Annotated in this window: 27 protein-coding genes; 10 read left to right on the top strand and 17 right to left on the bottom strand. The window is 62.5% G+C overall.

Features of this window, described 5'->3' with window-relative positions:
• Positions 1-6 precede the first annotated feature (6 nt).
• The 3 genes from QP609_RS08895 to QP609_RS08885 form a co-directional block, all read right to left on the bottom strand.
• Positions 7-507, bottom strand: coding sequence for a hypothetical protein (locus tag QP609_RS08895; RefSeq protein ID WP_180835540.1), 501 nt, complete (start codon positions 505-507; stop codon positions 7-9).
• 92 nt (positions 508-599) lie between these two features.
• Positions 600-1,187, bottom strand: coding sequence for a TetR/AcrR family transcriptional regulator (locus tag QP609_RS08890; protein ID WP_049440761.1), 588 nt, complete (start codon positions 1,185-1,187; stop codon positions 600-602).
• 122 nt (positions 1,188-1,309) lie between these two features.
• Positions 1,310-2,254, bottom strand: a complete 945-nt coding sequence (locus QP609_RS08885; protein ID WP_197557316.1) for an AraC family transcriptional regulator — start codon at positions 2,252-2,254, stop codon at positions 1,310-1,312.
• Positions 2,255-2,362: 108 nt separating this feature from the next.
• Here QP609_RS08885 and QP609_RS08880 point away from each other — a divergent pair, with 108 nt between their 5' ends.
• Complete coding sequence (locus QP609_RS08880; RefSeq protein ID WP_046430252.1) at positions 2,363-3,202, top strand: oxidoreductase; 840 nt, start codon at positions 2,363-2,365, stop codon at positions 3,200-3,202.
• 47 nt (positions 3,203-3,249) lie between these two features.
• Here QP609_RS08880 and QP609_RS08875 read toward each other — a convergent pair whose 3' ends face one another.
• The 3 genes from QP609_RS08875 to QP609_RS08865 form a co-directional block, all read right to left on the bottom strand.
• Positions 3,250-5,019: an oleate hydratase gene (locus tag QP609_RS08875; protein ID WP_197620939.1), complete on the bottom strand. Its 1,770-nt coding sequence runs from the start codon at positions 5,017-5,019 to the stop codon at positions 3,250-3,252.
• Positions 5,020-5,160: 141 nt separating this feature from the next.
• The gene (locus tag QP609_RS08870) at positions 5,161-5,685 is read right to left on the bottom strand and encodes a GNAT family N-acetyltransferase (RefSeq protein WP_046430248.1); all 525 of its coding nucleotides are present in this window, start codon (positions 5,683-5,685) and stop codon (positions 5,161-5,163) included.
• Between the two features lie 200 nt (positions 5,686-5,885).
• A complete protein-coding gene (locus QP609_RS08865; RefSeq protein ID WP_289213939.1) occupies positions 5,886-7,037 on the bottom strand; it encodes an NAD(P)/FAD-dependent oxidoreductase in 1,152 nt (383 codons plus the stop codon).
• A gap of 23 nt (positions 7,038-7,060) precedes the next feature.
• Here QP609_RS08865 and QP609_RS08860 point away from each other — a divergent pair, with 23 nt between their 5' ends.
• From QP609_RS08860 to QP609_RS08845, 4 genes are all read left to right on the top strand, one after another.
• Complete coding sequence (locus QP609_RS08860) at positions 7,061-7,516, top strand: MarR family transcriptional regulator (RefSeq protein WP_069117088.1); 456 nt, start codon at positions 7,061-7,063, stop codon at positions 7,514-7,516.
• 183 nt (positions 7,517-7,699) lie between these two features.
• Entirely contained in the window at positions 7,700-8,155 is a 456-nt protein-coding gene (locus QP609_RS08855; RefSeq protein WP_197561650.1) for an SRPBCC domain-containing protein, read from the top strand.
• A gap of 10 nt (positions 8,156-8,165) precedes the next feature.
• Positions 8,166-8,498 carry a metalloregulator ArsR/SmtB family transcription factor gene (locus QP609_RS08850; RefSeq protein WP_014646883.1) on the top strand — a complete coding sequence of 111 codons (333 nt, stop codon included), beginning with the start codon at positions 8,166-8,168 and terminating at the stop codon, positions 8,496-8,498.
• 2 nt (positions 8,499-8,500) lie between these two features.
• Positions 8,501-8,959, top strand: coding sequence for an SRPBCC family protein (locus QP609_RS08845; RefSeq protein ID WP_069117095.1), 459 nt, complete (start codon positions 8,501-8,503; stop codon positions 8,957-8,959).
• 54 nt (positions 8,960-9,013) lie between these two features.
• Here QP609_RS08845 and QP609_RS08840 read toward each other — a convergent pair whose 3' ends face one another.
• The gene (locus tag QP609_RS08840) at positions 9,014-10,300 is read right to left on the bottom strand and encodes an alpha/beta hydrolase (RefSeq protein ID WP_197621545.1); all 1,287 of its coding nucleotides are present in this window, start codon (positions 10,298-10,300) and stop codon (positions 9,014-9,016) included.
• Positions 10,301-10,444: 144 nt separating this feature from the next.
• On the opposite strand from QP609_RS08840, the gene QP609_RS08835 reads away from it, so the two are divergent.
• Positions 10,445-10,822, top strand: coding sequence for a DUF4180 domain-containing protein (locus QP609_RS08835; protein WP_197574363.1), 378 nt, complete (start codon positions 10,445-10,447; stop codon positions 10,820-10,822).
• A 97-nt stretch (positions 10,823-10,919) separates the two neighbouring features.
• Complete coding sequence (locus QP609_RS08830) at positions 10,920-11,684, top strand: hypothetical protein (RefSeq protein ID WP_197621544.1); 765 nt, start codon at positions 10,920-10,922, stop codon at positions 11,682-11,684.
• Here QP609_RS08830 and QP609_RS08825 read toward each other — a convergent pair.
• The 4 genes from QP609_RS08825 to QP609_RS08810 form a co-directional block, all read right to left on the bottom strand.
• Positions 11,681-12,463 carry a 3-hydroxybutyrate dehydrogenase gene (locus QP609_RS08825; protein WP_164077639.1) on the bottom strand — a complete coding sequence of 261 codons (783 nt, stop codon included), beginning with the start codon at positions 12,461-12,463 and terminating at the stop codon, positions 11,681-11,683. The two genes, QP609_RS08830 and QP609_RS08825, sit on opposite strands and share 4 nt — an antisense overlap.
• A gap of 501 nt (positions 12,464-12,964) precedes the next feature.
• On the bottom strand, positions 12,965-13,510 hold the full coding sequence (locus QP609_RS08820; protein ID WP_041863344.1) for a hypothetical protein: 546 nt from the start codon (positions 13,508-13,510) through the stop codon (positions 12,965-12,967).
• Positions 13,511-13,820: 310 nt separating this feature from the next.
• Positions 13,821-14,300: a hypothetical protein gene (locus QP609_RS08815; RefSeq protein ID WP_289213938.1), complete on the bottom strand. Its 480-nt coding sequence runs from the start codon at positions 14,298-14,300 to the stop codon at positions 13,821-13,823.
• An 85-nt stretch (positions 14,301-14,385) separates the two neighbouring features.
• Positions 14,386-15,117, bottom strand: coding sequence for a hypothetical protein (locus QP609_RS08810; protein WP_197621546.1), 732 nt, complete (start codon positions 15,115-15,117; stop codon positions 14,386-14,388).
• Between the two features lie 700 nt (positions 15,118-15,817).
• On the opposite strand from QP609_RS08810, the gene QP609_RS08805 reads away from it, so the two are divergent.
• The gene (locus QP609_RS08805; RefSeq protein WP_197621543.1) at positions 15,818-16,393 is read left to right on the top strand and encodes a hypothetical protein; all 576 of its coding nucleotides are present in this window, start codon (positions 15,818-15,820) and stop codon (positions 16,391-16,393) included.
• 97 nt (positions 16,394-16,490) lie between these two features.
• Here QP609_RS08805 and QP609_RS08800 read toward each other — a convergent pair whose 3' ends face one another.
• Complete coding sequence (locus QP609_RS08800) at positions 16,491-17,330, bottom strand: type 1 glutamine amidotransferase domain-containing protein (protein ID WP_197621542.1); 840 nt, start codon at positions 17,328-17,330, stop codon at positions 16,491-16,493.
• Between the two features lie 96 nt (positions 17,331-17,426).
• Here QP609_RS08800 and QP609_RS08795 point away from each other — a divergent pair, with 96 nt between their 5' ends.
• Positions 17,427-18,344, top strand: coding sequence for a LysR family transcriptional regulator (locus tag QP609_RS08795; RefSeq protein ID WP_197621541.1), 918 nt, complete (start codon positions 17,427-17,429; stop codon positions 18,342-18,344).
• Positions 18,345-18,894: 550 nt separating this feature from the next.
• Positions 18,895-19,251: a hypothetical protein gene (locus QP609_RS08790; RefSeq protein ID WP_197621540.1), complete on the top strand. Its 357-nt coding sequence runs from the start codon at positions 18,895-18,897 to the stop codon at positions 19,249-19,251.
• 70 nt (positions 19,252-19,321) lie between these two features.
• Here the strand turns inward: QP609_RS08790 and QP609_RS08785 are convergent, their stop codons facing one another.
• The 5 genes from QP609_RS08785 to QP609_RS08765 form a co-directional block, all read right to left on the bottom strand.
• Positions 19,322-20,419 carry a hypothetical protein gene (locus tag QP609_RS08785; RefSeq protein WP_099605276.1) on the bottom strand — a complete coding sequence of 366 codons (1,098 nt, stop codon included), beginning with the start codon at positions 20,417-20,419 and terminating at the stop codon, positions 19,322-19,324.
• Entirely contained in the window at positions 20,416-22,101 is a 1,686-nt protein-coding gene (locus QP609_RS08780; RefSeq protein ID WP_143572905.1) for a hypothetical protein, read from the bottom strand. Before QP609_RS08780 ends, QP609_RS08785 begins: the two co-directional genes overlap by 4 nt.
• The gene (locus QP609_RS08775) at positions 22,098-23,291 is read right to left on the bottom strand and encodes an N-6 DNA methylase (RefSeq protein WP_099605278.1); all 1,194 of its coding nucleotides are present in this window, start codon (positions 23,289-23,291) and stop codon (positions 22,098-22,100) included. The genes QP609_RS08780 and QP609_RS08775 overlap by 4 nt, the downstream gene beginning before the upstream one ends.
• Positions 23,292-23,460: 169 nt before the next feature.
• Positions 23,461-25,026, bottom strand: coding sequence for a glutamine-hydrolyzing GMP synthase (gene guaA / locus QP609_RS08770; protein WP_019337532.1), 1,566 nt, complete (start codon positions 25,024-25,026; stop codon positions 23,461-23,463).
• Complete coding sequence (locus QP609_RS08765) at positions 25,023-25,502, bottom strand: hypothetical protein (RefSeq protein ID WP_197576143.1); 480 nt, start codon at positions 25,500-25,502, stop codon at positions 25,023-25,025. The genes guaA and QP609_RS08765 overlap by 4 nt, the downstream gene beginning before the upstream one ends.
• Between the last annotated feature and the right edge of the window lie 63 nt (positions 25,503-25,565).

Here is a 25,565-nt window from a genome sequence, read left to right as displayed (position 1 = left end):
GGCGTCTCAGGATCGTCCTGCAAAGGTACGGTTTCGCAGCCTCCAGCACTGCGCGGCAAAGCCGATCACGAACACCACCAGGCAGGCCAGCAGCGTGTGCAGCACCACCGGGGCCATCGGTGCCGCCGCAATCGGATGCGCTGCCGGCAAGCGGGTCAGCGTTTCGTTGACGCCGGGCACCAACGAGAGCAGGAAGCTGAACGACAGTGCGAAGGTCGACAGGTAACGCGCGGCGCGCCCCAGCCAGCGCAGCCGCGCGGCCAGCACGCCGCCGAATGCCACCAGCAGCACGATCACCCCGAATGCGTGGCCGGGGTTGATCCCGCCCGTGCTGGACACGGTGAACGAGGTGGCCACCGACAGCACCAGCCCCACCAGGTACAGCTTGCCCGCGCGCGTGGCGGGATCGATTGCGCGATGGCGAATGAATGCATACAGGCCACTCAACACCGGGATCAGGCTGACAGCGGTATGGATCACGCCAAGTGTGGACAGAGGGTGGGACATGGGACATCTCCAGGGACAGAATGAACCTACTAGTAGGTAGGCATAGGACTCAAAAAGAAGGCCCGCGTCGCCGCAGGCCCACCACACATTTCTCAGGACGCCGCGCTCACCCGCGCGATCGCCAACCGCGCCAGTGCCGCGAAGGTCGCCGCATCACCGAAACCGCGCGCGGCCAGCATCGCGCCGTGCACCGATGACATGAACGCCTTGGCCTCATCGGCCGCCGAGCCCTGCAACTGCAGTTGGCCCATCGAAACGCCCTTCTCCAGCGTCACTGCCAGCCAACCGCTCAGGTCCTCGAAATGGCCGCGCACTTCCTCAGCGATCTCTGCCGGAATCATCGGCGCTTCGGCGGCCAGCATCGCGCAGATGCAGAACGAGGACGTACCCCCTGCAATGCAGCTGGACCAGTAATCCACATAGGCGTTGAGCTCCTGCAGCGGGTCGGCCAACTGCCGGTCCAGCAGCGCCAGGCCTTCGCGCGCTTCGGCCCGGTACAGCTCGACCACCGTGCGCACCAGATCCGCCTTGCTGGGGAAGTGGTGATGGATGCTGGCCTTGCTGATGTTCACCCGCGCCGACACGTCGGCGTAGCTGAAGCCGTTGTAGCCACCGGCTTCCAGCAGCGCACGGGCATGCGCCAGGATTTCCTGTGCCTTGGGCGAGAGCGACTCTTTCATGGCAATAAACCTACTAGTAGGTAGACAGCCTGTCAACCCCTCTCTGCTGCACCCGCCAGGCATCATTCCCGGCAGAGCCGGCCGCTGGCCGGCTTGCTGGCAACGTGACCTTCGATTGCCGCTCAATGCGAAGACACGTATACCGCATCGGCTGGCGGAGGTGGCAGCGCGAAACTGCGCCGCATCCGCGCGACCTCGGCCGCCGGCGGCAACGCGAACAGACGCTTGAACTCACGGTTGAACTGCGACGGGCTGGCATACCCCACCGCCAGCGATGCCGCTTCGGCAGTCATCCCCTGCCGCAGCATCAGCAACCGTGCCTGGTGCAGGCGGGTCGACTTCACGTACTGCATCGGCGACGTGCCGGTAATCGCGCGGAAGTGGTCGTGGAAGGTCGCCACACTCATGCCCGCTTCGGTGGCCAGTTGCCCCACGTCCAGGGCGGTGGCATATCCGGCATGGATCGTCCGCAGCACTCTGCCGATGCTGCCGAAGCGCCCGCGCATGGCCAGCGCCTCGCGCATTGCGCCGCCCTGTGCACCCGTCAGCACGCGGAAGTACACCTCACGCACCAACGCAGGGCCGAGCACGGCAGCCTCCAACGGTTCAGCCAGTGCCTCCAGCAGGCGCAGCACCGTGGCCTGCATCGGCGCCTGCATCGGGCTGGACATCATGCTCTGCGCCGGTGTCGCCGGGGTGCCCTCCTGTTCACCCAGTTCGATCAGCAGATCCGCCGCCAGCTGCAGATCCAGGTGCAGGTAGATCGCCAGCAGCGGCGCCTGGGCCGACGCATCGGTTTCCATCGTGAACGGCACCGGCACCGACACTGCCAGATAGTGCTGCGCGTCGTACTGGTAGACCTGCCCGCCCAGATAGCCACGCTTCACGCCCTGGCAGACGATCACGATGCCGGGGTCGTACAACACCGGCGTGCGCGCCAGTGGCCGGTCCGATCGCAGCAACCGCACCCCCGGCAGGCGCGTGAGCGTATAGCCCTCCTCCACCGCCAGCGTCTTCAGCAGGCCGACCATGCGCGCCTGCACCTGCCGTTGCAGGGAATCGACCACAGGCACAGGCACTCCAGAGGAATAGGCAAGAATGGCCGAATCCTAGGCCTGTGACCCCGGTCGTTCAAGCACTAACGTGCAAGCCCTGCCCACCACGAACGCCCCCTCATGCCCCCTTCCCGCTTTCTCCTCATCACCGGTGTCAGCAGTGGATTCGGCCGCGCCCTTGCCCAGCAGGCCCTGCTGGCCGGCCACCGCGTGGTCGGCACCGTGCGCAACGAAACCGACCGCCAGGTACTCGAAGCGCTCGCTCCCGGCCGCGCATTCGGTCGCCTGCTGGACGTAACCGATACCGCCGCCATCAATGCGCTCGTCGCCGATATCGAAACCAACATCGGAAGCATCGACGTGCTGGTCAACAACGCTGGCTACGGCCACGAAGGCATCCTCGAGGAATCCACGCTCGCCGAGCTGCGGCAGCAATTCGAGGTGAACGTGTTCGCTCCGGCCGCGCTGATCAAGGCCGTGCTGCCGCACATGCGCGCCCGGCGCCGCGGCCATATCCTCAACATCACCTCCATGGGCGGTTTCATCACGATGCCGGGCATCGCGTGGTACTGCGGCAGCAAGTTCGCGCTGGAGGGCATCAGTGAAGTGCTTGGCAAGGAAGTCGCGCCGTTTGGTATCCACGTCACGGCCGTCGCGCCGGGTTCCTTCCGCACCGACTGGGCAGGCCGCTCGATGGTGCGGGCACCGCGCAGCATTGACGACTACGACGCATTGTTCGATCCCATCCGCAGCGCGCGTGAGGCGAAGAGTGGCCACCAGCCCGGTGATCCAGTGAAGGCTGCGCAGGCCATGCTGCAGGTCATCGACAGCGACGCTCCTCCCCGCCACTTGCTGCTGGGCAGTGATGCACTGCAGCTGGTGAGGGCAAAGCTGGCATCGATGGCCGGTAGCATCGACGCGTGGGAACAGCTGAGCCGTTCGACCGACGGCGTAGCGTGAGATCTTGAGGCCGCCGATGCCCTCACCGGCGGCCTCCCCCTGCCCGCTCAGTCTTCCTGCACCAGCTTGAACTCGCGCAGCAGGCCACCGATCTGGGTCTTGTCCAGCTTGTTCATCAGCAGATTGCGCAGGAACGCAGGCCCGGGAACATCCAGTTCCTTGCCATCGCGCAGGCGACCGGTGGCGGCCAGCAGCGAGCGCACGTCGTAGGTTGAATTGAACACCTCCGGCACGCCACGTTCGATATCCAGCAACGTGTACACCGCTTCCATCGGCGTACGCACCGAATACTCGGTGGTGAAAATGCAGTCGCGCTGCTTCGATTCGGCGAACTGGCCGATGAAGGCGAAGTTCACCGCACCCTCCGGCACCACGTCAGGGCGGTCACCGGCCTGGCGCGGCATGAAGAACGCGGTGATGTACGGCATCATCACCGGCACCGTCTTCGCACCGGTCGCGGCCAGCGCATCAATCTCTTCCACCGGCACGCCCAGGTGGTACAGCCACTCGCGGGTGATCTCCTCGCCGGTGCACTCCTGCATCGGCTTTTTCACGTAGTCGCCCGGCGTATCCACAAACAGCGAGTACACCCAGACCACGATCTGGTCCCTGGGCTGGTTCTTGAAATGCGGCTGGCGGTTCACCGTCCAGCTCATCAGCCAGCGCGAGTCGCGCACGCTGACGATGCCGCCGGTCACTACCTTGCCACTGAACGGGTCGCGCTTGGCGATCTTCTGGATGTAGGCCGGAATGCGCGCATCCAGCGTCGTCACTGTCGCCGATTCCCACTTGGTCTGCGGGATATGCGCGCCGAACACGTCCGGGCGGCCAAAGGCCTCGTCCTTCGCGGCGATGCGGCGCCACAGGTCCCAGGCCGGCGCCGGTCCTTCGTTCAAACGCGCCGCGGTGTGGTGATCGCCATTATCCGAGTTTTCGGTCAGCGAACCGATCGTCATGAAAACAAGATCATCGGCGCCCAGATCCACGCCATCGGCTACACCATCACGCATCCAGTGGATACGCGTGGCCTGCTTGCGGCCCGGCTGTAGATCGAAGTCGACGTCGGTCACCTCGGTGCCGTACTGGAACACCACGCCCTGGTCCTGCAACCACTTCACCAGCGGCAGCACCAGCGATTCATACTGGTTGTACCGGGTGAACTTCAACGCCGAGAAATCCGGCAGGCCGCCGATGTGGTGGATGAAGCGATGCAGGTACAGCTTCATCTCCAGCGCCGAATGCCATTCCTCGAACGCGAACATGGTGCGCCAGTACAGCCAGAAGTTGCTGTCCAGGAAGTCGCGGCCCAGCACCTCGTCGATGCGCTTGTTCTCCATCTCCTTCCGGGTGGCCAGGAACAACGCGATGATGTCCTTCTGGGCCTGCTCGGTCAGCGTGAACAGGCCATCGGTGTGCGCATCTTCGCCGCGATTGATGGTGGCGCGCTGCAGCGAATAGTTCGGGTCGTCCTTGTTCAACCAGTAGAACTCGTCCAGCACACTGGCATCCTCGATTTCCAGCGACGGAATCGAGCGGAACAGATCCCACAGGCACTCGAAGTGGTCTTCCATCTCGCGGCCGCCGCGGATCACGAAGCCCTTCTCCGGCACCTTCAGGCCATCCAGCGCGCCGCCAGGAATCTGCTGCTGTTCAAGGATGGTGATGCGTTCACCGGCCATGCGGCCGTCGCGCACCAGGAACGCGGCGCCGGCCAGCGAGGCCAGGCCCGAGCCCACAAACCAGGCGCGCTTGCCATCCACACCGGCCGGCTTGCGCGGGCGCGCGAAAGCTTCGTAGTTGCCACTGCTGTAATACATGCGTTGCACCTTCCTGGAGGGGGTCATCAGGAACCGGCAGCGGAATGTCACAGCCATCCGATGCAGGTCATGACCCTACTCTAGCGCCGAACCGGTGTATCGTTTCCTGCACGCAGGCTGCGACGGAATGACGCAGCCGTGTCAGAGCGTCCTTCCCAGCAGCATGCCTGGCCAGCCGTCCACGTTGAACGGCGCGATGCGCGTATACCCGCAGGATTCATAGAAGCGCACCAGGTCGCCGCTGCCTCCGGCGTAGCAGTCCACACGCAGATGGTCGACACCGGCAGCGCGCGCCTGCTCGTCGGCAAACGCCATCAGGCGGCGGCCGATGCCACGCACGCGCACATCACGCGAGGCCACCAGAACCCGCACATACAGCTCCGGCCCGGTGGGCGCCGGCACATAGGGCATCGACTCGCCCAGTGCAAGGAACGCCCGCACGTCGCCCTGCTCGTTCTGCGCCACCCATGCGCCTGGCAGTGCACACGCCTCGGTGACCTGGGCAATCCGGCGCGGCATCATCGACCACGGTTCGCTGCCCCATTGCTGCACATTGCCGATCGACACGAACCACTCGATCACCTCGTCAAAGAGCCCCAACACTGCGGGGGCATCGGCCGCGCTGGCGCGGCGGATGTTCAAGGCGTCCTTTCCGGTTTCAGTCATGCGTTCCGCTCCTGTCATACCACGCTCCCCAACCCTGGAAAACAGGGGGAGCGTCGGCCGGTTCAACCAGTCTAGCGCGTGCCCCAGCGTGGCCACCTGTACCGGACCAAAGCAGTCGGAAGTCCATGTGACTTCCAGCGTGCCGCCAGGAATCTGCTGCTGTTCCCAGTGTCGCAGGTGCGTACAGACTCGATGCTTCATCAACCGCGTGGAGCATCCCCTCCGGTAGTGAACCAGCGCTGGAACCCCTCGATCGCATCCGGCATCAGGGCGCGGGCGCGTTCACGCACCAGCACTTCGGCGTCGCGCATCGCGCTGATCGCATCCGGCCGCGCGCACAACGCCATCGCCACATCCGACGCGTCCAGCATCGCCAGGTTCACGCCCACGCCCACCGGCGGCATCAGATGCGCCGCATCGCCGATCAAGGTCACGCCATCGCGCGGGGCCCAGCAAAAATCCGCTGGCAGGCTGTAGATCGGCCGCCGCACGAAGTCCGTGCAGGCCTCCAGCAGGCGCCGAAGGTTCGTGGCCCACCCGGTATAGCAGCCTGTCACCAGCGTCCGTATGCCGTGCTGCGCGATCTGTGCATCAAGCCATTCGGAAGAGCGCTTCAGCGCCGCATACACGCAGAGCCGATCGCGGCTGTTGCGTTGCACGAACAGGGCCTCCTCGCCGCCAAAGCAGAACAGGCTGCCCTGCCCGACCATCGATGCGATGTCCGCAGCAGGCTGTGCGATCCAACCTTCGAAGAAGGTAATGCCGGTGGGCACCGGCTGGCACGTACTCAAGGCCGCGCGCACTTTCGACCACGCACCATCGGCACCGATCACGATGTCCGCCTCGCGCTGCACGCCGTTGGCGAATCGCAGGCCGTGGCCGTTCGCCTGTGCAGATACCAGCGCGGTCAGGCTGTGGCCCCACTGCACCGTGTCCGCCGGCAGCGCGTCCAGCAGCAGCTGGCGCAGGTCGCCGCGGTCGATCTCCGGCTTGTCCTTGCTCCCTTCCGGCCCGAACCCGCCGGTGGTGATCTCCCCGGACCACGGATCGCCCATCCGCGCCTCCTGCCCCTCATGCCGCGCCACCGCACGGAAGGCCTCCAGCAGGCCCGCGCGCTGCAGCGCCACCTGCCCGGAATCGTCGTGCAGATCCAGCGTGCCGCCCTGTGTGCGCTGCTGCCCGGATGCTTCGCCCTCGTACACGCTCACGGGGTGACCGCCCCGATGCAGGATGAGCGCAGCGGTGAGGCCAGCGGGGCCTGCGCCGATGACGGCAATACGGGGAGGGTGCTGCATGGCGCGATCCAGGTTAGTTGATACGTCAACCGTATGCCGCGAGGGTTGACATGTCAACCATTGCCCGGCAACGTTCGGCCATGACCTCCCCCAGCATCACACCCGACGAATGGGCCACCTGGCGCGGCTTCCGGCGCATGGCAGAAATCACCTCCGGCCGCATCGTCCAGGACATCACCCGCAGCACCGGGCTCTCAAGGGCCGACTTCATCGTGCTGATGGAGCTGAACCAGTCCAAGGATCGCTGCCGCCGCCAGCGCGAACTGCTGGACTACCTGGAATGGGACAAGACGCGCCTCTCGCACCAGCTGACCCGCATGGCGGGTCGTGGCCTGATCGAACGCGATACCGACAGCGAAAACGTCGTAGTGATCCGCATGACCACAGAAGGGCACGCGCAGCTGCGCGCGGCACGGCCGGTACACGCCGCCGGTGTCCGCCGGTATTTTCTCGACCATCTCTCCGCGGATGATCGTGCCGCACTGCAGCAGATCACCGACAAACTGCATGCCGCCCTTCAGGACGGCGAGAACTGAAGCATCGCCCCCGGTAGTGCCGGCCGCTGGCCGGCAACTGCACGCACCCAACTCCACCGGGATGCCGGCCAGCGGCCGGCACTACCAGGCCCGGGCGTTCGTGGCGGGTTTGACATGCAGGCATTTACCTGCATATAGTCCACTCAAGGGCGGCGCCTGCCAGCCCATCGCGAGGAACCTGCAATGGTGGATATCGCACACAGGGTCGGCATCAAGGCCCCCGCAAGCCAGGTGTACCAGGCGCTGGCCACCCCCGAAGGCGTGGCCGCCTGGTGGGCCGAAGACGCGCACGGCGACCGCGAAGCCGGCGGCACGGTCAAGGTCCGTTTCACCAACAACGGCCAGGAAATCGGCGCCATGGAGATGAAGCTTGAGCAGCTTGTTCCAGGCGAGCTCGTGCTGTGGCGGTTCCACGCCGGCCCCGCCGAATGGATCGGCACCCACGCGCGCTTCGCGCTGAAGCAGGAAGGCGACTACTGCATCGTGCTGTTCACCCACGAAGGCTGGAAGGAACGTGTCGAGTTCACCTCCCACTGCAGCACCAAGTGGGCGGTGTTCCTGATGAGCCTGAAGGCACTGCTGGAAACCGGCAAGGGCCAGCCCAACCCACACGACGTCAGGATCGACAACTGGAATTGAAGACCTCCCCATGGCGGTAGACCACCTGCGCGACGCAGACAAGGTGTTCAAGGCACTGGCCGATCCCACGCGCCGGACGCTGCTGGATCTGCTCTGCAAGGACAACGGGCAGACGCTAGGCCAGCTGTGCGAACACCTGGACATGGCCCGGCAATCGGTCACCCAGCACCTGGGCCTGCTGGAAGACGCCAACCTGATCAGCACCGTGCGCCGTGGCCGCGAGAAGCTGCACTTCATCAACCCGGTGCCCCTGCATGAAGTCTACGAACGCTGGGTACGCAAGTTCGAGCAGCAGCGCCTGAGCCTGCTGCATGACCTGAAACGCGAACTGGAAGGAGAATGACGATGTCCGCAGAGTCAACCCGCTTCATCCACGTGATCTATATCGCCTCCACCCCACAGAAGGTGTTCGAGGCCATCACCCGCCCCGAGATCGCCAGTCGCTACTGGGGCCACGAGAACGTCTCGGACTGGAAACCGGGCTCGCGCTGGCAGCACGTGCGTGCAAATGAAACGCGCTCGGTCGAGCTGGTCGGCGAAGTGGTGGAAAGCACCCCGCCCTCGCGCCTGGTCATCACCTGGGCAGCCGCCTCGCAGGCCGACAATCCCGCTGCCTACAGCCGCGTCACCTTCGACATCGTGCCCTACCAGGACATGGTGCGGCTGACGGTTACCCATGAGGAACTGGAACCCGGCAGCGGCATGGATACCGGCATCCGCCAGGGCTGGCCGATCGTGCTGTCCAGCCTGAAGTCGCTGCTGGAGACGGGCAAGGGGCTGGATGTGTTTGCGAAGCCGAACTGATTCGTGCCGCAATCGGCGGCGGAGCGCCATCCGCCGCCAGCGCTCCCTGGCCGGTCAATCGCTCAATCTGCGCGAACGTCCATAACTGCCATGCACATCCTGCTTGATCCAATCGGCCAGCAGGCGCAGGTAGCCGTCGGTGATCCGCGTCGACACGCGATGGCCCTCGGCATCGGTGCGGAACTCGACCATGCCGTGGTCGGTATCCGGGAACAGGTAGGTGTCGATCGGTTGCCCCGACGCGCGCAGGCGCGACAGGATCGAACGCGTGGCGGCAATCGGCGCGGCGCGGTCCTGCTCGGCCAGCACCCACAGCAACGGCACCTTCAGGCGGCGCAGCGCGGCCTCGGCGTCGTAGTCCCAGATCAGTTCCAGGTTGTCGAATCGCGCGCGACCGATCCGGCGCAGGTCAGCGTCACTCATGCGCAGCATGTCGCCGCTGTACTCGCCGCTGATGTTCTTTGCCCACGGTGCGGCACCGATCTGCGTACGCACCTTCGCCAGCGCCTCGAACCCTTCAGTGAAATGCGTGCGCATCAACTGCGCGGTCGCGTCTGAAAGCTGGCCGACCTGCTTCATCGCCGTTGCATCCAGCTGCATGCGCCGTGCCTCGTCGAACAACTGCTCGCGGTCCTCCTCGATGGGCGACACCACCAGCCCGAAGCCGATCGCCATGAAATCCGCCTGCGAGCGGGTCGCCGCCAGCGGCGCGATCCAGCCGCCCTGGCTGCCACCAAAGTAGCCGGCGCGGCCGAACCGGCCTCTCGCCAGTTCGCGCGCCTTGGCAAGCGCCGCCGCCGCGTCGTCGGCCAGCAGCTCGAAGTTCTGTGTGTACTCGCCTTCCGAATCGCCGGTCCCACGCTTCTGGTAAGCGAAGACCGAAATCCCCTGCGCCACCAGCATGCGCTGGTAGATGGCCGCCGCCGCCATCGTGCGTTCCGAGCCGTGCACCAGCACCACCAGCGGTCGCGTCGGGTCGGCCGGCCCTGCCGGCTCGATCAACTGCCCAACCAGCTTGGTTCCCGCGCTGATGAACGTTGCATCGGTATCGCGGGTCGGCAGTCGCTGCCAGCGCTGCGTGGCTCCCGCAGACGACCTGAAGCTGACCACATCGTCGCTGCAGCTCACCGGCGCGTTGGCATCACCGGTGGCGCCACGTCGCCCGTCCACCATCAGATAGCGCTGCCCCGTGGCCGGTGCCGCAGCGGGTGCGCCGAGCACCACGATGTTGCCCTGCCCGTCACCGTAGGCACTGGCCGTGCATAGCTCGGCGGCCGCAGCCGGCAGACCCGAGCACACCAGCACCGCCATCAACAACGAACGTCCTTTCCACCCTGCCATGCCCTTTCCCGGTATCGTGAACCCGCCTCGTGCGGGCGCCCGGCGCAGCCTAACGCGTTCGTTCGCCAGATTCATGCTGCATCTGCTCGCCGTCGCTCCCCTTCCACGGCCATACTGGAAGGACGATACGGACTTCAGAGCGTCATGCACCCACACTTGGAACACATCGGCACCACCCGCATCCTGCGCGTCGACCCGCAGGGCCCGATGCTTGATGCCGGCGCCCTACGCGACCTGGTCGGCGATGCCCTTGGGCACCAGGCCGAGTGGATCGCCGTGCCGGTGCAGCGCCTTTCGGCAGACTTCTTCGAGCTGCGCTCCGGCATGGCCGGGCAATGGCTGCAAATGCTGGTGAACTACCGCCTGCACTTCGCCGTCCTGGGCGATGTCAGCGGCTACCGCGCACAGAGCGAATCGCTGGACGCGTGGATCACCGAATGCAACCGCGGCCGCGACGGCTGCTTCGTGGCCGACTGGGGCGCCCTGCTGCCGCGCCTTTCGGCCCCCGCCAGCGCCGGCTGAACGCCGCCCCCACGCTCACCCTCGCCAAACCTGGTTCCGACTGCACTCCGACGCCGCCCGCCACAGCATCACCCGCGGGCTCCCCAGGCGACGTTCGATGCGCGCTTCAGACGCAGATTCCCTGCGCAGCAAAGTGGCGGCGGTCACCCTCGGTTTCTGGGTGATGAAGATCGCCGCCACCACCCTCGGCGAGACTGCGGGCGATCTGCTGTCGATGACGCTCAACCTGGGCTACGTGGCCAGCTCGGCCATCCTGCTGGCGATCTTCGCCGGCCTGCTGGGCCTGCAACTGTCGGCGCGGCGCTTCCATCCGGTGCTGTTCTGGTCGGTGGTGCTGGCGACCAGCACTGCCGGCACCACCCTGTCCGACCTGATCGACCGCACGCTCGGCCTGGGCTACGCCACCGGCGCCAGTCTGCTGGCCGGCTGCCTGGCGCTGGTGCTGCTGGCTTGGCGGGTGTCGGAAAAGTCGATCTCGGTCAGCAACATCGCATCGCGCCGTGCCGAAGGCTTCTACTGGACCGCCGTGCTGTTCTCCAACACGCTCGGCACCGCGCTGGGTGATTTCCTCGCCGACGATTCCGGACTGGGCTTCACCGGCGGCGCACTGCTGATCGGCAGCCTCATCGCGCTCACCGCACTGGCCAGCCGCATCAAGGGCATCAACCGGGTCATCCTGTTCTGGAGCGCCTTCGTGCTCACCCGCCCGTTCGGCGCCACCTTCGGCGATCTGCTCACCAAGCCGCTGGAAAAGGGCGGCCTGGGCTTCGGCACGGTGGGCTCGTCGCTGGTGCTGTTCACCCTCCTCGCCACGCTGGTGGCGCTGCCGATGCTGCAGCGAAAGGCGCAGCCAGCCAGCTAGCGCGCCGTCCAGCCCCCATCCACCGGCAGCGCCGTGCCGGTAATCTGCGCCGCTGCGTCCGAGGCCAGGAACACCACCATTTGTCCCAGCTGCTCAGGCGTCACGAACTGCAACGACGGCTGCTTTTCAGCCAGCAGCGCACGCGCGGCGGTCTCCTGATCCGTGCCTTCGCGCTCGGCCAACGCGGTGATCTGCTGCTCGACCAGCGCCGTCCGCACCCAGCCCGGGCAGATCGCATTGGCGGTAATGCCGGTCCCCGCATTCTCCAGCGCGGTCACCTTGGTGAAGCCCACCACGCCATGCTTGGCCGCCACGTAGGCCGACTTGTTCACCGAGCCCACCAACCCGTGCACCGACGCAATGCTGATGATGCGGCCGGCGCCCTGCTGCTTCATGTGGGGCAAGGCCGCCGCCGTTGCATGGAACACCGCCGAGAGATTCAGCGCCAGGATCGCGTCCCACTTCTCGACGGGGAATTCCTCGATCGACGCCGTGTGCTGGATGCCGGCGTTGTTTACCAGGATGTCGATGCGGCCCATCGTCGCGACGGCGTGGTCGATCATGCCGCGCACTGCCTCGCCATGGGAAAGGTCGGCGCCGTCATGCGCCACGCGCACGCCGAACTCGGTTTCCAGCTTGGAACGGATGCGTTCGATCTCCGCCGCATCGCCGAAGCCGTTCAGCACGATGTCGGCGCCTTGCCGGGCCAGCGCGGTGGCAATGCCAAGACCGATACCGCTGGTGGAGCCGGTGACCACCGCAACCTTTCCACTGAACATGGGTGAGTTTCCATTGGGCGTAGGTGGTCAGTGTAGCTTTGCCGGCGCCCCGCTTCAGCGACGCTACATTGGTCAATTAACGGTTAGAACGCGTTGGGTAGCCGCCGAGGGAAGTGTCCAGCGTTCTTTCAAAACGGACGGTACGCCTCAGAGGGGACGCATCCGTGGCCCGCTGGCGATGCTGTCCGACTCCCACAAGGGCAATGCATCCATGCTTTGCCCGGCGGATCGAACACGTCCGAAAATAGCTTCTGCGGCCGTTCTACTCCCCCCACCGCCAACCGGGCGGGGCGCCTTTCATCCAGCAGATAAGGACAAGCACCAACACCACGGCCCACGTGTAGAGCTGAAACGCGATGGGCTCGCGAAATGGAGAGAACAGAAACGGACCCGCCAGTAGCAAGCCGAATGCGACTGCGTACACAAGCCAGCCTTGCCACGCGCACGGCATCCCCCAGCCCCATCCGTACTTCTTCCTGGTAAACCAGTACTTCCTGCTGATCATTGCAGTGTTCCTCGATGGCCGCCGGTCTCACTCACCTGATCCAAGCATGCTTTGAGCTGTTCGTAAAGACGCCGGTCCAGAATCAAGTCAATATCCCCTCTGGCTGTGACGAGAACAGAGCTACGATCCGTGCGCAGCACGAAGACGTTGCGACCGTTCTGCATGCCGAACTTGCCAAGTTCAACGCCCCCGGTGCTGGTCCCAAGTTGCCGGTGAGGCAGCGTGATCCTTGAAGCATCGGAAGCGTCCTGCCACGCGACACTGGAAAGCGGGAGCTGCAGTCGGACAAACGCTGCTGACCCAATCAGCTGGCCATCTGTAATGGCGATGTACGCTGTCCGCGCTTGATATACGAGGCCAAAGGCAACTACGACAACAACGGCCAGCGCCGAGCCGAGCGCAATATTCCTGGCTGGCACCCCGCCAGAGCGGGGTGCCAGCCATACTGCGATCAGAACCACGGCTGCTGCCACGCATATGCCGAGAGGAAGCGCATAGGCATGAATCAGGGAGACGTCCAGCGTGGATCGGCACATCATCATGAACTACTCCGCAGAGATTGACCGCATGCCGTAAACGTAAGTCGTCTCGACAATTATCTCAAATGCGTCTTCGTCACAGGTACCAAGGCCCACGCTTTGCGTCGCGCGCAGGAACGAGCGGACCTCGTTCCATGTTACGGGCTTTGCGTGTTCATCGCAGATCATGCTTGCACTGCCACGCATGAGAATGCTTCGGTATCAGATACCGCGCAACAAACGCCCATTTCTCATCGATTACATCGGTCACACAGGGGCTGCGCGCTGTGATGCCATTGCAGTGACACTGTTCATACCGAACTTCAAACACGCTCTAGAAGAGGATGCCCACCCGATCAACGGTCGCCAGTGGATTGGCCTTCCGCACCGCCTCCAGGAACAGCAGGAAATCGCGATTGAACAGCGTCAGGTTGTTGGTGAACGTCACGCACTTTCTGCCCGATGCTTTGCTGAAGCACACCTGCCAGACATAACGTCCGTAGATCTTGTCGGAGGTGCGAGTGACTGAGTTGATCTGCGAAAGCGGAATCGCCGTGGGCACCGGCCCACGCCGTAGGTAAAAGGACGCCGCATCAAAGAAGTAGTGCTCCCGATCCTCTTTTCCATCCACCATCACCAAGGTCATGGACCTGCCGGAAATCCGGCGCGGCGCATGCAAATGCAGCCCCGATTTCACGGACGAGCGAGCAGTTGCTGACATCCGCCGAAGGGTGAACCAGAGGATCACCAACGGAAGGGCCGCGAGGACAATGAAACCTACAGTCTTCAAAACAGTTTCCAGCGTGCTAGGCACACAGATCTCCAGGATGAATGTTCAGGCACTGACGAGGCCCGGGTAGATCCACGCCACGCGTGGATGCTCTGGCTTCAACGCCTTTTCACTTCCAATGATCCGGCCCCAGGAACGGCAGGCTCAGCACAAACACCGGCACCGCCACAGGGATCAGCGCCGCGCCGAGCACCTTGCCCGCCGCCGAACCCACACCCGGCTTGTCCTCCCTCTCCGGCAGGATCCGTTGCGCGCGCGCATTGATCGGCTGTGCCAGCTTCCCCTTCTCCGCCAGTGCCGCAGCATCCGGCAACTGCACCTGCTCGCCATCGCCCTCGAACAGTGCGCTGTAATAGCTGCCGCCCTTCCTTGAAAGATTGCAGGCCCGGTCAAACGCCAGCGCGTAGCGGGTCCGGTCCATCGGCAGGTAGTAGCGCGCCCGCTCCTCCACGGCCTTGGCCTCGCGCGGGGGGACCTCAATCCGCTCCAGCTTGAACTGCGCGGCCTGCTTCGCCGTCACCTGCTCCGGCCGCAGCAGCAGCGCATAGCTGCCGTGCACCTTGGACTTGTTGGCCGGGTCGCGCCAATCCTCATGGAAGTACATCTGCGCGCAGGCCACCGCCTCGCGCAGCGGGCTGTCCATCAGCGCGCGGTACTCGCGGAACGGCGCGGCATTGAAGCGCATGGGCTCGTCATAGCGCGGCAACAGGTACAGCTGGCCGTCGTCGGCCACGAACGCACTGGTGATCTCGCGGCTTGAGGCGTGCTCCTCTGGGCCACTGGCACAGCCGGACAGCAGGCCAAGGCACAGGGCGGAGAGAATGAAGAAGGACGTTCGCATGTCGTGTTGGTGGGCTTCCCTGGGAAAACGGCCCCGGCCGGAAGGACGAGGCCAGCCCACCATGGTGCCATGCCAGCCTTGCCCTGCCCAATCAAACTGCTGGAGATCGAGCGGGTTCAAGCCGCTAGCGCTGGTCGGCGTGATATATTGAGTGCGCCTGGACATGCATGTTCAGTGACGTTCCTGGATCAGTCTGGAACGAGCGCCACAGGCATATCCCCGTTCGGCCTTTCCGTAGCGCGTTGGGATTATCCAATCACCAGCGCGCCAGATTGCTCCTTGGTTGGCGAAATGAGCCAGTGGCTGGGGCCATGCGTCTTGGGCAACGGCCAGAGCAGCCACTCGGCACGCCTTTGAAGAATCGCCGCGATATATACCGCATTTCAAGCGTGCCGATTACGGCATCTGCCGGGCGGCATCGCCGTGAGGCGATGCCCATCTCAGTTTCAATTCTGGTTGGTGGTGCCCGTATTGTGTTGTTACGGCACGGTGCACCGTCCCGCTGCAGCAGCGCCTGATGGACTCAAAAGGCACTCTGGCGTTCCGCATTGGCGGGGTTGCAGGCCATCACTCTTTCGCCCTGGACCGACGCCAGCGGCATCGCGATTGCTGCCATATCTGTCGCAATCACCAAGCACTTTGCCCCGCTACTGGGGAACCGATGAAGAAGAAAGCCCACTCTTGAAAGGAGAACGCGCAAATGAACGCTGACGATGTGAAGACCATGCCGGTGATGGACCCGCTCGCCAACCAGCACGCAGGTGGATCGAGTGCATCCCGACGCACGATCTACGTAGATCTTGATGGTGTCATGGCCGACTTCGACGCGGCATTTCCCGCCCTGTTTGGCCTGGACCATCGCTTGCTTGCCGACGATGAAATGTGGGGGCACATCAACAACCACCCGTCGTTCTTTCGCGACCTACCGCCGATGCACGGTGCAGTGGAGTTCTTCCACAGCATCCACCACTTGAACCCGGTGATTCTCACTGCCTGCCCGAAAGCGAACTATCCGCTCGCCGCGATGCAGAAGCGACAGTGGGTCCGCGAACACCTGTCAGCAACCTGCCTGGTGTTGCCTGTGCTCGGCGGCAGGCACAAGCCTCTTTTCATGCACCAGCCGGGCGATGTTCTGATCGACGATTTCGAAGCGAACTGTGATGCCTGGACAGCGGCCGGAGGCGTAGCGATCAGGCACGCCGGCGATTGGGCCGCGACGCGTCATGCGCTGTCCCAGATTGAAGATCTGTCAGGGGCAGCGCTCGCGAAGGGCTGATGCCCTCTCTGCCGCCCACGTTGGCACTTCCATAGACAGGCCGAGGCGCTGGCCCCCTCGGCCCCCAAGGCTGGCAGCCTGCTGTGCAGGCCCCGCCCTACTTCAACCGCTCCACCAACCGCTGCCCCACCTCCAACGCCGAAGCCGGGTTCTGCCCGGTAATCAGCTCGCGGTCCACCACCACATGCCCGGTCCACGGCGTGGTGTTGCTACTGAACTTCGCACCCGCCCGCTGCAGCGCCGTCTGCGGGTAGAACTTCATCTCACTACCGCCCAGCAGGGGCTTGGCCTGTTCTTCTTCCTGGTTGCTGATCACCGTCATCTGGTAGCCGCTGTAGATCCACTTCGGCGTGGCCGGCATCGCACCCGCTTCCAGCTTCGCCACGAAACCATCGGCATCCGGCAGCGTGGACAGCAGCGCGATCGGCCCGTGGCAGACCAGCGCGGTGGTCTTGTTGCGCTGATGGAAGTCGGCCAGCAACCGGCCCAGCGTGGGGCTCTTCAGCAGGTCCTGCATCGGCGCGTGGCCACCGGGAATGTAGACCGCATCAAACCGCGCGTAGCCCTGCTGCTCGACACGCGCCAGGCTCACCACTGGCGAGGCCGTCGGCGAGGTCAGCGCCAGCTTCTCCAGCAGGTCCTTGTGCAGCGTCAGCTGCGCGGCATCGTTGCCGAAGTACGCCGGCGTCACCGAGGACGCATCCACGGTGGGCGCCCGTCCCTGCGGTGTGGCGAAGGTCACCTCGTGGCCCGCGTCCAGCAGCAGCTTGACCGGCTGCATCAGCTCGTTGAGATAGAAGCCGGTAGACAGCACCTTGCCGTCCTTCAGGTCCAGGTGGTTTTCGTCGGACAGCACCACCAACACGTTGGCGGCCTGCGCGCCGGTTGCGGCCAGGGTCAGGGCCAGCGCAGCGGCCAGCCGGGTCATCAGATTCATGGGGAGCTCCTATCGGGGAATGGTGGCCACTTTATTCATCGCCCCAGCGGCGATAAATTGACCGCATCGCAAAACATCTGTTCCCCGGAGAGCCAAATGAGCCGCAAGTTCGACTACCTGGGCGATGTGGAGGTGTTCCTGGCGGTGGTCGAGCACGGCTCGTTCACGGCCGGCGCGGTGGCGCTGTCCACCACGCCCTCGGTGCTGAGCCGCGCGGTCACCCGCCTGGAAGCGCGGCTGGGCCGGCAGCTGCTGCAGCGGACCACCCGCCGCGTGGGCCTGACCGACGCCGGGCGGCTCTATCTGGAACAGGTGCGCACCGCCTTCGGCCTGCTGGACGACGCCGAGCGCGACGTACTGGCCCAGGACGGTGCGCTGGCCGGCTGCGTGCGCCTGAGTGTACCCACCACCTATGGCCACTACCGGCTGCCGCCCGTGCTGGCGCGCTTTGCGCAGCAGTACCCGCAGGTGCAGGTGGAACTGAACATCACCAACCGCAACGTGGACCTGGTGGCCGAAGGCTTCGACCTGGCCATCCGCCTGGGCCAGCTGCCGGACAGCGGGCTGGTGGCGCGAAAGCTGGAAGACGCTCCGCTGCTGCTCGTGGCTTCTCCGGAGTACCTGCAGCGCCGGGGTACGCCGCAGACGCTGGACGACCTGCAGCAGCACCTGTGCCTGCCGTTCGTGATGCCGCGTACTGGGCGGCTGGCGCCCTGGATCTTCCGCGACGGCGGGCGCGACGTGGACTGGCTGCCGCGTTCGTCCATCGAGACTTCCGACGATGTGCTGGGCGTGGTGTCGCTGGCCGAACAGGGCATCGGCATCTGCCAGAGCTACGAGTTCATCGTGCGCGAGCGGCTGCAGCGTGGGGAGCTGGTGGAGGTGCTGCCGCAGTTGCGCGGGAGATCGCGCCCGTTCTCGGTGATCTATGCGCCGCATCGTCGGCAGTCAGCGGCGGCGCGGGCGATGATTGAGCTGCTGGTGGGGAATGCGGCTGAGGCTGGCGTCGGTTGAGGCAGGGGCTTGTTAACGGTGTCGGGATTGAACCGCTTTTCGGGATGTGCGGCTGATCGGGCGCCGTTGCTTAGCGAGGCGGACTAAGAACTGTTGCAAAGAAGGCTGTCGCGCTATTCGCTTGTGGCGTGGGCGATTGCGCCAGTTTTAATCGCCATCAGCAGAGCAGCTGCGCGAATGCGTCCGGCGGTGTCGCGTGCTGCACGAATGGTGCGTGTAACAATAGTCCTCTGCTCTCGGATTCCGCGATTCCTTCGCGAATTTCTATTGGCATTCAGAGCGACGGCGTAAACAACATGACGCGCCACCGACAACGGGTGGCCGGGTCTGCAAACCCGCATTGATGTACGCGTCTGTAGTTTGCGCTTGCCCGCCGGCACCGTCCTTAACCGGTGCCGGCGGGCAATCCGTCGGCCTTTCTGGCGGGCGGTGCGTGGGGGTCTTCGGATCCACCGGTTCTATGACGCTACATCATCCCGGTTTGCAGCCATGCATCGTCCGCCACCTCTTCACGGTGGCGCTGTTAAGCACAGCCACGGAAGCCGACGCCATGAACGAATCCGACACCTTCTCTTCGTACACCGTTGTTGAGCCCATCAACGAAGACACTCCCCCGCCCGACCTGAACTACCTCCTCGGCATCCTCAAGCGCATGCGTGGCTGCGAGGGGGCTGATGGGCACCCTTGGCCGGAAACCGATGTATCGCCCGGCCGACGTGTGAGCCTGGCCAGGAGCGAGCGCGCGATGGTCGGGGCGTTGACGGTGCTGGAGTTGCTACACGCGGCAGACCGCTGCCGGGTGGCAGCGGAACCGGAGCGGCATTTGGATGAGGGAGTTGTGGATGGATTGTTTCTGGCTTGCCGGGGGTTGGTTGAGTGGGCTTGTCGGGAGGTTCGGCCGGAGTGAGTAAGCATCCTCCAAGCGAACAACGATCAATTATGGGCAACCGCCATCCACTCAATTGGAATCCTAGGTGCTATGCGAGACGGGCTTGCTTAGCCCTCTGGACCTGAGTCGCGCTACCTTTCTCGAATGTTGATCTAAACGCATTGTACGCATCATCGACATGGAGAGATTCACCAGGGGACGTTGTCTTCTGGAATATTGAATAGTACCGGCTGAATGCCTCCCTATCAGAATCAATATCCCATTGCCAATCCAAACTTTGAGAAGAACTTCGTTTCATGACGCCAGAGTACACATGATTATTAATTGACTTGACGAAATTAAGAAGATTGAACGCTATATCTTCAAGCTTGGCACCAGGAATTTTTATCTTTCTTTCCAGCAACGACTTATGCACACCAAACCCGAGCTTCATCGCGTTGCGTGTGCCAAGCCTCCCGAATCGATGTACGATGCAGTGTCTCAATTGACATATCCGGTCGTACTCTTTGATTAGATCCGAAACCCCGTCAACCCCCACACCAATGACCTTATTTAGCAGATCCCTGATCGAGTCATTAGTAATAAAAGTCATATCTTCCATAAGAACTTCTGGAAGCAATCCTGGTGCCGCGTGCTTCGCCGCACCAAATGCAATCTTCACATCCTGAACCGCCTCAGCAGTATATTCATCAACATGAATTAACTGCCTCGTCAGGCAGCGAAAGTAGCTCTCTACTGCGGACATGTAGCCCAAGAAGACCAAATTATTTAGCTGCAGAGTTACCTCATCCTCAGCGGAAGAAGAGCTCGAGCTCTTTGGCAAAGCGGCTCCATCCATTCCCTCGCCATCTGATGCTTCTTGATTGCACAGATCAATCTCAATCCCATTGGAATCCTCGATTGAGTCATCAATTGCAAATAACGACTCCAATGAAGCGCCATCACTATCGGTGGCAACTTCAACTTCGCCTTTGCCAGCTCCTCCCATCCTTGAGTGCCGAGCAAGCACAACATTTAGCTCCTCAATCGTGGCCACAAATTGATCAATTGCAGATCGAGCGTCAATCTCGAGATCCGGGTCAATCAGCTCGTGACTAAGGAGTGTTGTCATCGGCTGGGTGATCGTTGCTTCCAGATACAAAGCCGAAACGGGCGACTTCTGGGCTGCACCTTTCTGAGCGCTCATGAGAAATACTCATCCACGTACTTCTGTGCCTTCTCCGCAATATTTGCGGCACGTCTTTGCCCGATCAGTCCGTAAGTCCGCAACTCGGTGGCAGGATCTTGCGCAGCAATGATGTCGCCAATTGTGGAGAATTGCTCGCGAAGCGCTTCCTTCTGTCGCTCAGTTATAGGCAAGACATCGATTGAAAGAGCCATGCATGCTTCGTAAGCCGACTGATTTATCAATTCAGCGCCACAATTGTGGCAGAACTTCTGAACTTCCGAGAGCCTTGATGTATCACATCGTGTGCAACGAGCAAGGTCGAGATGCAGATGCACATCAGGAAGCAGCTTAGATAACGAAAACCTGAGGGGCTGACGCTTGTGATCGGCTCTCAAAACAGCGACCTGCCGCTTAGCCGAAAAGCCGCTAGAATGCTCAAACGCCCTGCGGAATATCAGCGGAGCAAGATGCGGAATGAATCGCAAATAAGCACGATCATCACCGTGCTTCACCGATGACATGGGATAAAGGAGGCCAACTTCAACCAGGAATCTAAGCATTCTGGTCTCAAGCGTACGAATGTCTTTCGCCGCGATACCAACAATGACCTGACGTGAATCCTTTTGCTGACGGTTGGCTTCGGCAACTTGGTTAGCCAGTGAGTTAAAGAGCGTCGCACCCGCGCCGATTACGGTTCCGAACTGAGGAACTTTCTGGGCTAGCGACTCATATTCCGCAATCATCAACTCAACCTGCTGCTCGATAACAGCATTCACACCCTGCTGAACTGTGACCCAAGAGCCCTCTACGTAAGCTCGGAGCAATGACATCAGCACCCTTGGCACCCCGAACGACGCATACTTGAAGAGATCTACGACACCTTCGGGTAGCTCTGCCAAGCGCACCGACCATGCATCGATGAGCTTACTCATTGTGTCGTCGTATGCAGGATCTTCAATACTAAGCCATGCATTGATCGGCTGGACATCGTGTCGAAGATGCAGTCTAGGCCCGTATTGCGACGTACCTGGATAGACAGATGCCTTGGGTGAGACGGTTGGAGACTTCAGATCCTGGAAAATATTAAAGAACTCAACCAAATACTCCGGAGTCATTGACAGCGCAGCGTCGTCAAGCAGCACAATTAGACGCGATCGATTGGACAGCCGAAGCAGCTCATCAAACCATTGATGGAGAGCCCCAAGCGTAAATCCTTCTGGAGGAATTACCTCCTTCCCCCCCCTGCTTTCGATGAAAGAAACAAATCGCTCAGCCTCTTCACTATTGAGCTCAAAGCAATCAAGGTAGGAGCGCTCAACCCTATCGAGAGGATGATCAATATCACGCAAAAGTGCGAAACCAGCCAAAGATATTTTTGCTATAACCCAAGATTGGAATACAGTAACTGCCGACCGAGATGTCTTCAGTAGCGGCTCAAGGCGCACATAGCGGGAGAAGCTAGAGAATATTGCCGCGGGCTTAGTGGAATCCCTGACACACTCCTGATAAACGAAGCGCATCTGGTGAGTTTTTCCAGTGCCCCGCGGACCGACCAGCAATTTTGCGCCCTGTGATAGAAGGCGACGGCGAATGTCCAGGTAGAACTGATTATCAACAGTTTTGCGGACCAGCGTAGCCTCGTCAAGCTCGTCCGCGCGCTCAACAAATGCAACGTCCGTTGCAGCCAAAGGCCCGGTCACTTAATAAACTCCGTCACTGGAAACATCTGAAGATCATCCTTGGTTATGTACTGCGCACATGCACCTCGGGCGTGCGCCTGTAGCCACCTCTGGCCGGCCTCGCTCGTGAAGGCATCAAACAGCTGAGAGGGCTCATAAGTAGTCGAGCGAATTGCAAAAACACAATCACTCAGAGGCGCTTCATCGCCTTCCCAAACAGCGATTTTTGCGAAAAATTTCCGGCCAACCCTAGCAATAAGTAAATCCCCTTGGCGGGCTCGAACGACAGAGACTGGGAGTTCGCCCATCCCATTGTCCGCCCAAGTTATGTTCCCACCTTGTATATCTGTGGTGTGGATAAGACTTGCGCCCAAGCGTCGCGCACTGCCAACCTCTACGGTCCCACGAAGAACTTGAAAATCGCCTAGCTTTGCCTGTTTGATGCTTGAACGATGCTCGGCCACATAATGTGAATAATCCATCCGAGAGGCAGCCTCCGCTGCTTTGATCGCAATAGGGACTCCCTCAGTCCCATCAACATCAAGGCGCCGGAGGGTGACTGGCGCGTTCGTTCGACTTCCCTTCTGAAGGCAAAGAAGGTATGTGCGAACTTCGGTATTACTAAAGACACCAGCAGGCAGTTCAACTACTTGATGAACCTGATGTTGCTCCAACAGTGCTTCGCGAATCGCTTGACTCCTACTCCCAACAATTAATCCGGCCGGCACTATGACGCCCAGCTCGCCGTTCTGCTTTAACAGCCACAGATTCTGCGCGATGAAGAAGGCGTCAGCTCCAAAGGTTGCAGCACCTGCGGTCGGTAGACCTGCACGAGAGAGGATCCGCTGATACCGCTTGTCCCAATTGCGCAGGGCAAAGGGTGGATTACACAAGGCTAGATCCGCACTCCCTTCAGCCATACCGATACGGGCTGGCAGGTCATGCCGCAAAGCGTCGTCGACAAAGTGAGAACGAGAGGTCGCAATTCCTGCGGGCGCATTCCTCGGGTCTATATCAACGGACACGAAATGTGCAGTTGGCCAACGTCCCCGGGCTGCGGCGATCAAGGCTCCCTCTCCGGCACCCAGCTCCAAGGCTGTTGCTACATCGTTCTGCCGCAGTGAGGCGACCAACAGCCTACCTACAGCTGCCTTGGTGTAGTACTGACTGTGGAATTTACGAGCGAGGGATGAACTATCAGCGTGGCGCATAGCTATCGCCCATTTGTTTCAGGAAATGGTAGCTGAACATTGTCTGCAAGGCATCACCTCCCCACAACGGCAATGCGCCATCCCCAGAGGGACGCCAAGGTGACAGGCAGGCCTTCAGTCCATCCTATGGATGAACAAGGGCGCCTCTCGGCGCCCTCGTTCTTTCAACTCATTCCCACTCAATAGTCGCCGGCGGCTTCCCCGAGATGTCATAAACAACCCGCGACACCCCCCGCAACTCATTGATGATCCGGTTGCTCACCGTACCCAGGAACTCATACGGCAGATGCGCCCAATGCGCCGTCATGAAATCAATCGTCTCCACGGCCCGCAGCGCAATCACCCACTCATAAGCACGCGCATCACCCACCACGCCCACCGACTTCACCGGCAGGAACACGGCAAACGCCTGGCTGGTCTTGTCGTACAGGTCCGCCTTGCGCAGCTCATCAATGAAGATGGCATCAGCCTTGGCCAGCAGTTCGGCGTATTCCGGCTTCACTTCGCCCAGAATGCGCACGCCCAGGCCCGGGCCCGGGAACGGATGGCGGTAGACCATGGTGCGCGGCAGGCCCAGCTCGACGCCCAGGCGGCGCACTTCGTCCTTGAACAGCTCGCGCAGCGGCTCCACGAGGCCCAGCTTCATGTGCTCCGGTAGGCCGCCCACGTTGTGGTGGCTCTTGATCACATGCGCCTTGCCGGTCTTGCTGCCGGCCGACTCGATCACGTCCGGGTAGATGGTGCCCTGCGCCAGCCACTTGGCGTTGCTCAGCTTGTTCGACTCTTCATCGAAGATCTCAACGAACAGGTTGCCGATGATCTTGCGCTTGGCTTCCGGGTCGCTCACGCCTTCCAGCGCGGCGAAGTAACGGTCGGCGGCATTCACCCGCACCACCTTCACGCCCATGTGCTCGGCAAACATCGCCATCACCTGGTCGCCTTCCTGCCAGCGCAGCAGGCCGGTATCCACGAACACGCAGGTCAGCTTCTCGCCGATGGCCTTATGCAGCAGCGCAGCCACCACGGACGAATCCACTCCGCCGGACAAGCCCAGGATCACTTCGTCATCGCCCACCTGTTCGCGCACGCGGGCGATCTGGTCGTCGATGATGTTGGCGGCGGTCCACAGGGTCTGGCAGCCGCACACGTCCACCACGAAGCGGCGCAGCAGCGCCTGGCCCTGCAGGGTGTGGGTCACTTCCGGGTGGAACTGCACGCCGTACCAGCGCTTTTCTTCGTTGGCCATGGCGGCCACCGGAATGCGGTCGGTGGTGGCGGTGATGGTGAAGCCCGGCGGCGCAACGGAGACGTGGTCGCCGTGGCTCATCCAGACATTCAGCTTCGGCTCGCCGCCGTGGTCACTCAGGCCCTTGAACAGTGCATCGGGGTTGATCACGTTCACTTCGGCGTGGCCGAACTCGCGCTGGTCAGCGGCTTCGGTGGCACCGCCCAACTGCGCGGCCAGGGTCTGCATGCCGTAGCAGATGCCGAAGATCGGCAGGCCGCTGTCGAACACTTCCTGCGGCGCGGCCGGGGCGCCCGGCAGCGTGGTCGATTCCGGGCCACCGGACAGGATGATGCCCTTGGCGCCAAACGCGGCGATCTCGGCCGGGTTGTGGTCCCAGGCCCAGATTTCGCAGTAGACGCCCAGTTCGCGGATGCGGCGGGCGATCAGCTGCGTGTACTGCGCGCCGAAATCGAGGATGAGGATCTTGTCGTTATGGATGTTGGTCATGGTGCCGTTCCAGTGGTGTTTTTCGCAGCGCCCGGCGCTTCAAGGCTCTGCGTCAGCGTGGCGATGAACGCCTCGCGTTGTTGAATATGTGAGGGGTCTTCCTCATCCCAGCGCAGCATCAGCAGGCCGTGCGGTGCGTTGGGGTTGGCGCGGTCGGCGCGCGGCAGCTCGGCGATTTCCTGCACCTCGGTGCCGGGCACGATGCGCCGTTGAAAGGCGTGCATCGGGTAACCAGATGCTTTCGCAGTACCCCAATCGGCCATCGCTGCGCTCATCCGCTTCGGCTCCAACGGCCCCAGCACCGAATCGGTCACCGGATCTTCCGGGCCAGCCCACAGCTCGGTAATGCATTGCAAGGTGACCTGCAGCGGGCGCTCGCCGGTGCCTTTCAACAGCCAGCGCTGTTCGCCAGCGGCCTGCACCTGCCAGCCCTTCGGCAGCGAGAATGCGTTCTGGCAGGCCTGTACGTCCTGCAATTGCGAAACCGCCGCGCCCGGAGACCCGGAGCGCGGCGGCGGTTCGGACAACGAACAGCCTGC

It is taken from the genome of Stenotrophomonas sp. 8(2023) (assembly GCF_030345295.1).
GTDB lineage: Bacteria > Pseudomonadota > Gammaproteobacteria > Xanthomonadales > Xanthomonadaceae > Stenotrophomonas > Stenotrophomonas muris.
The sequence above is the reverse complement of the archived record's forward strand: the minus strand, read 5'-3'. Positions and strand labels throughout refer to the sequence as shown.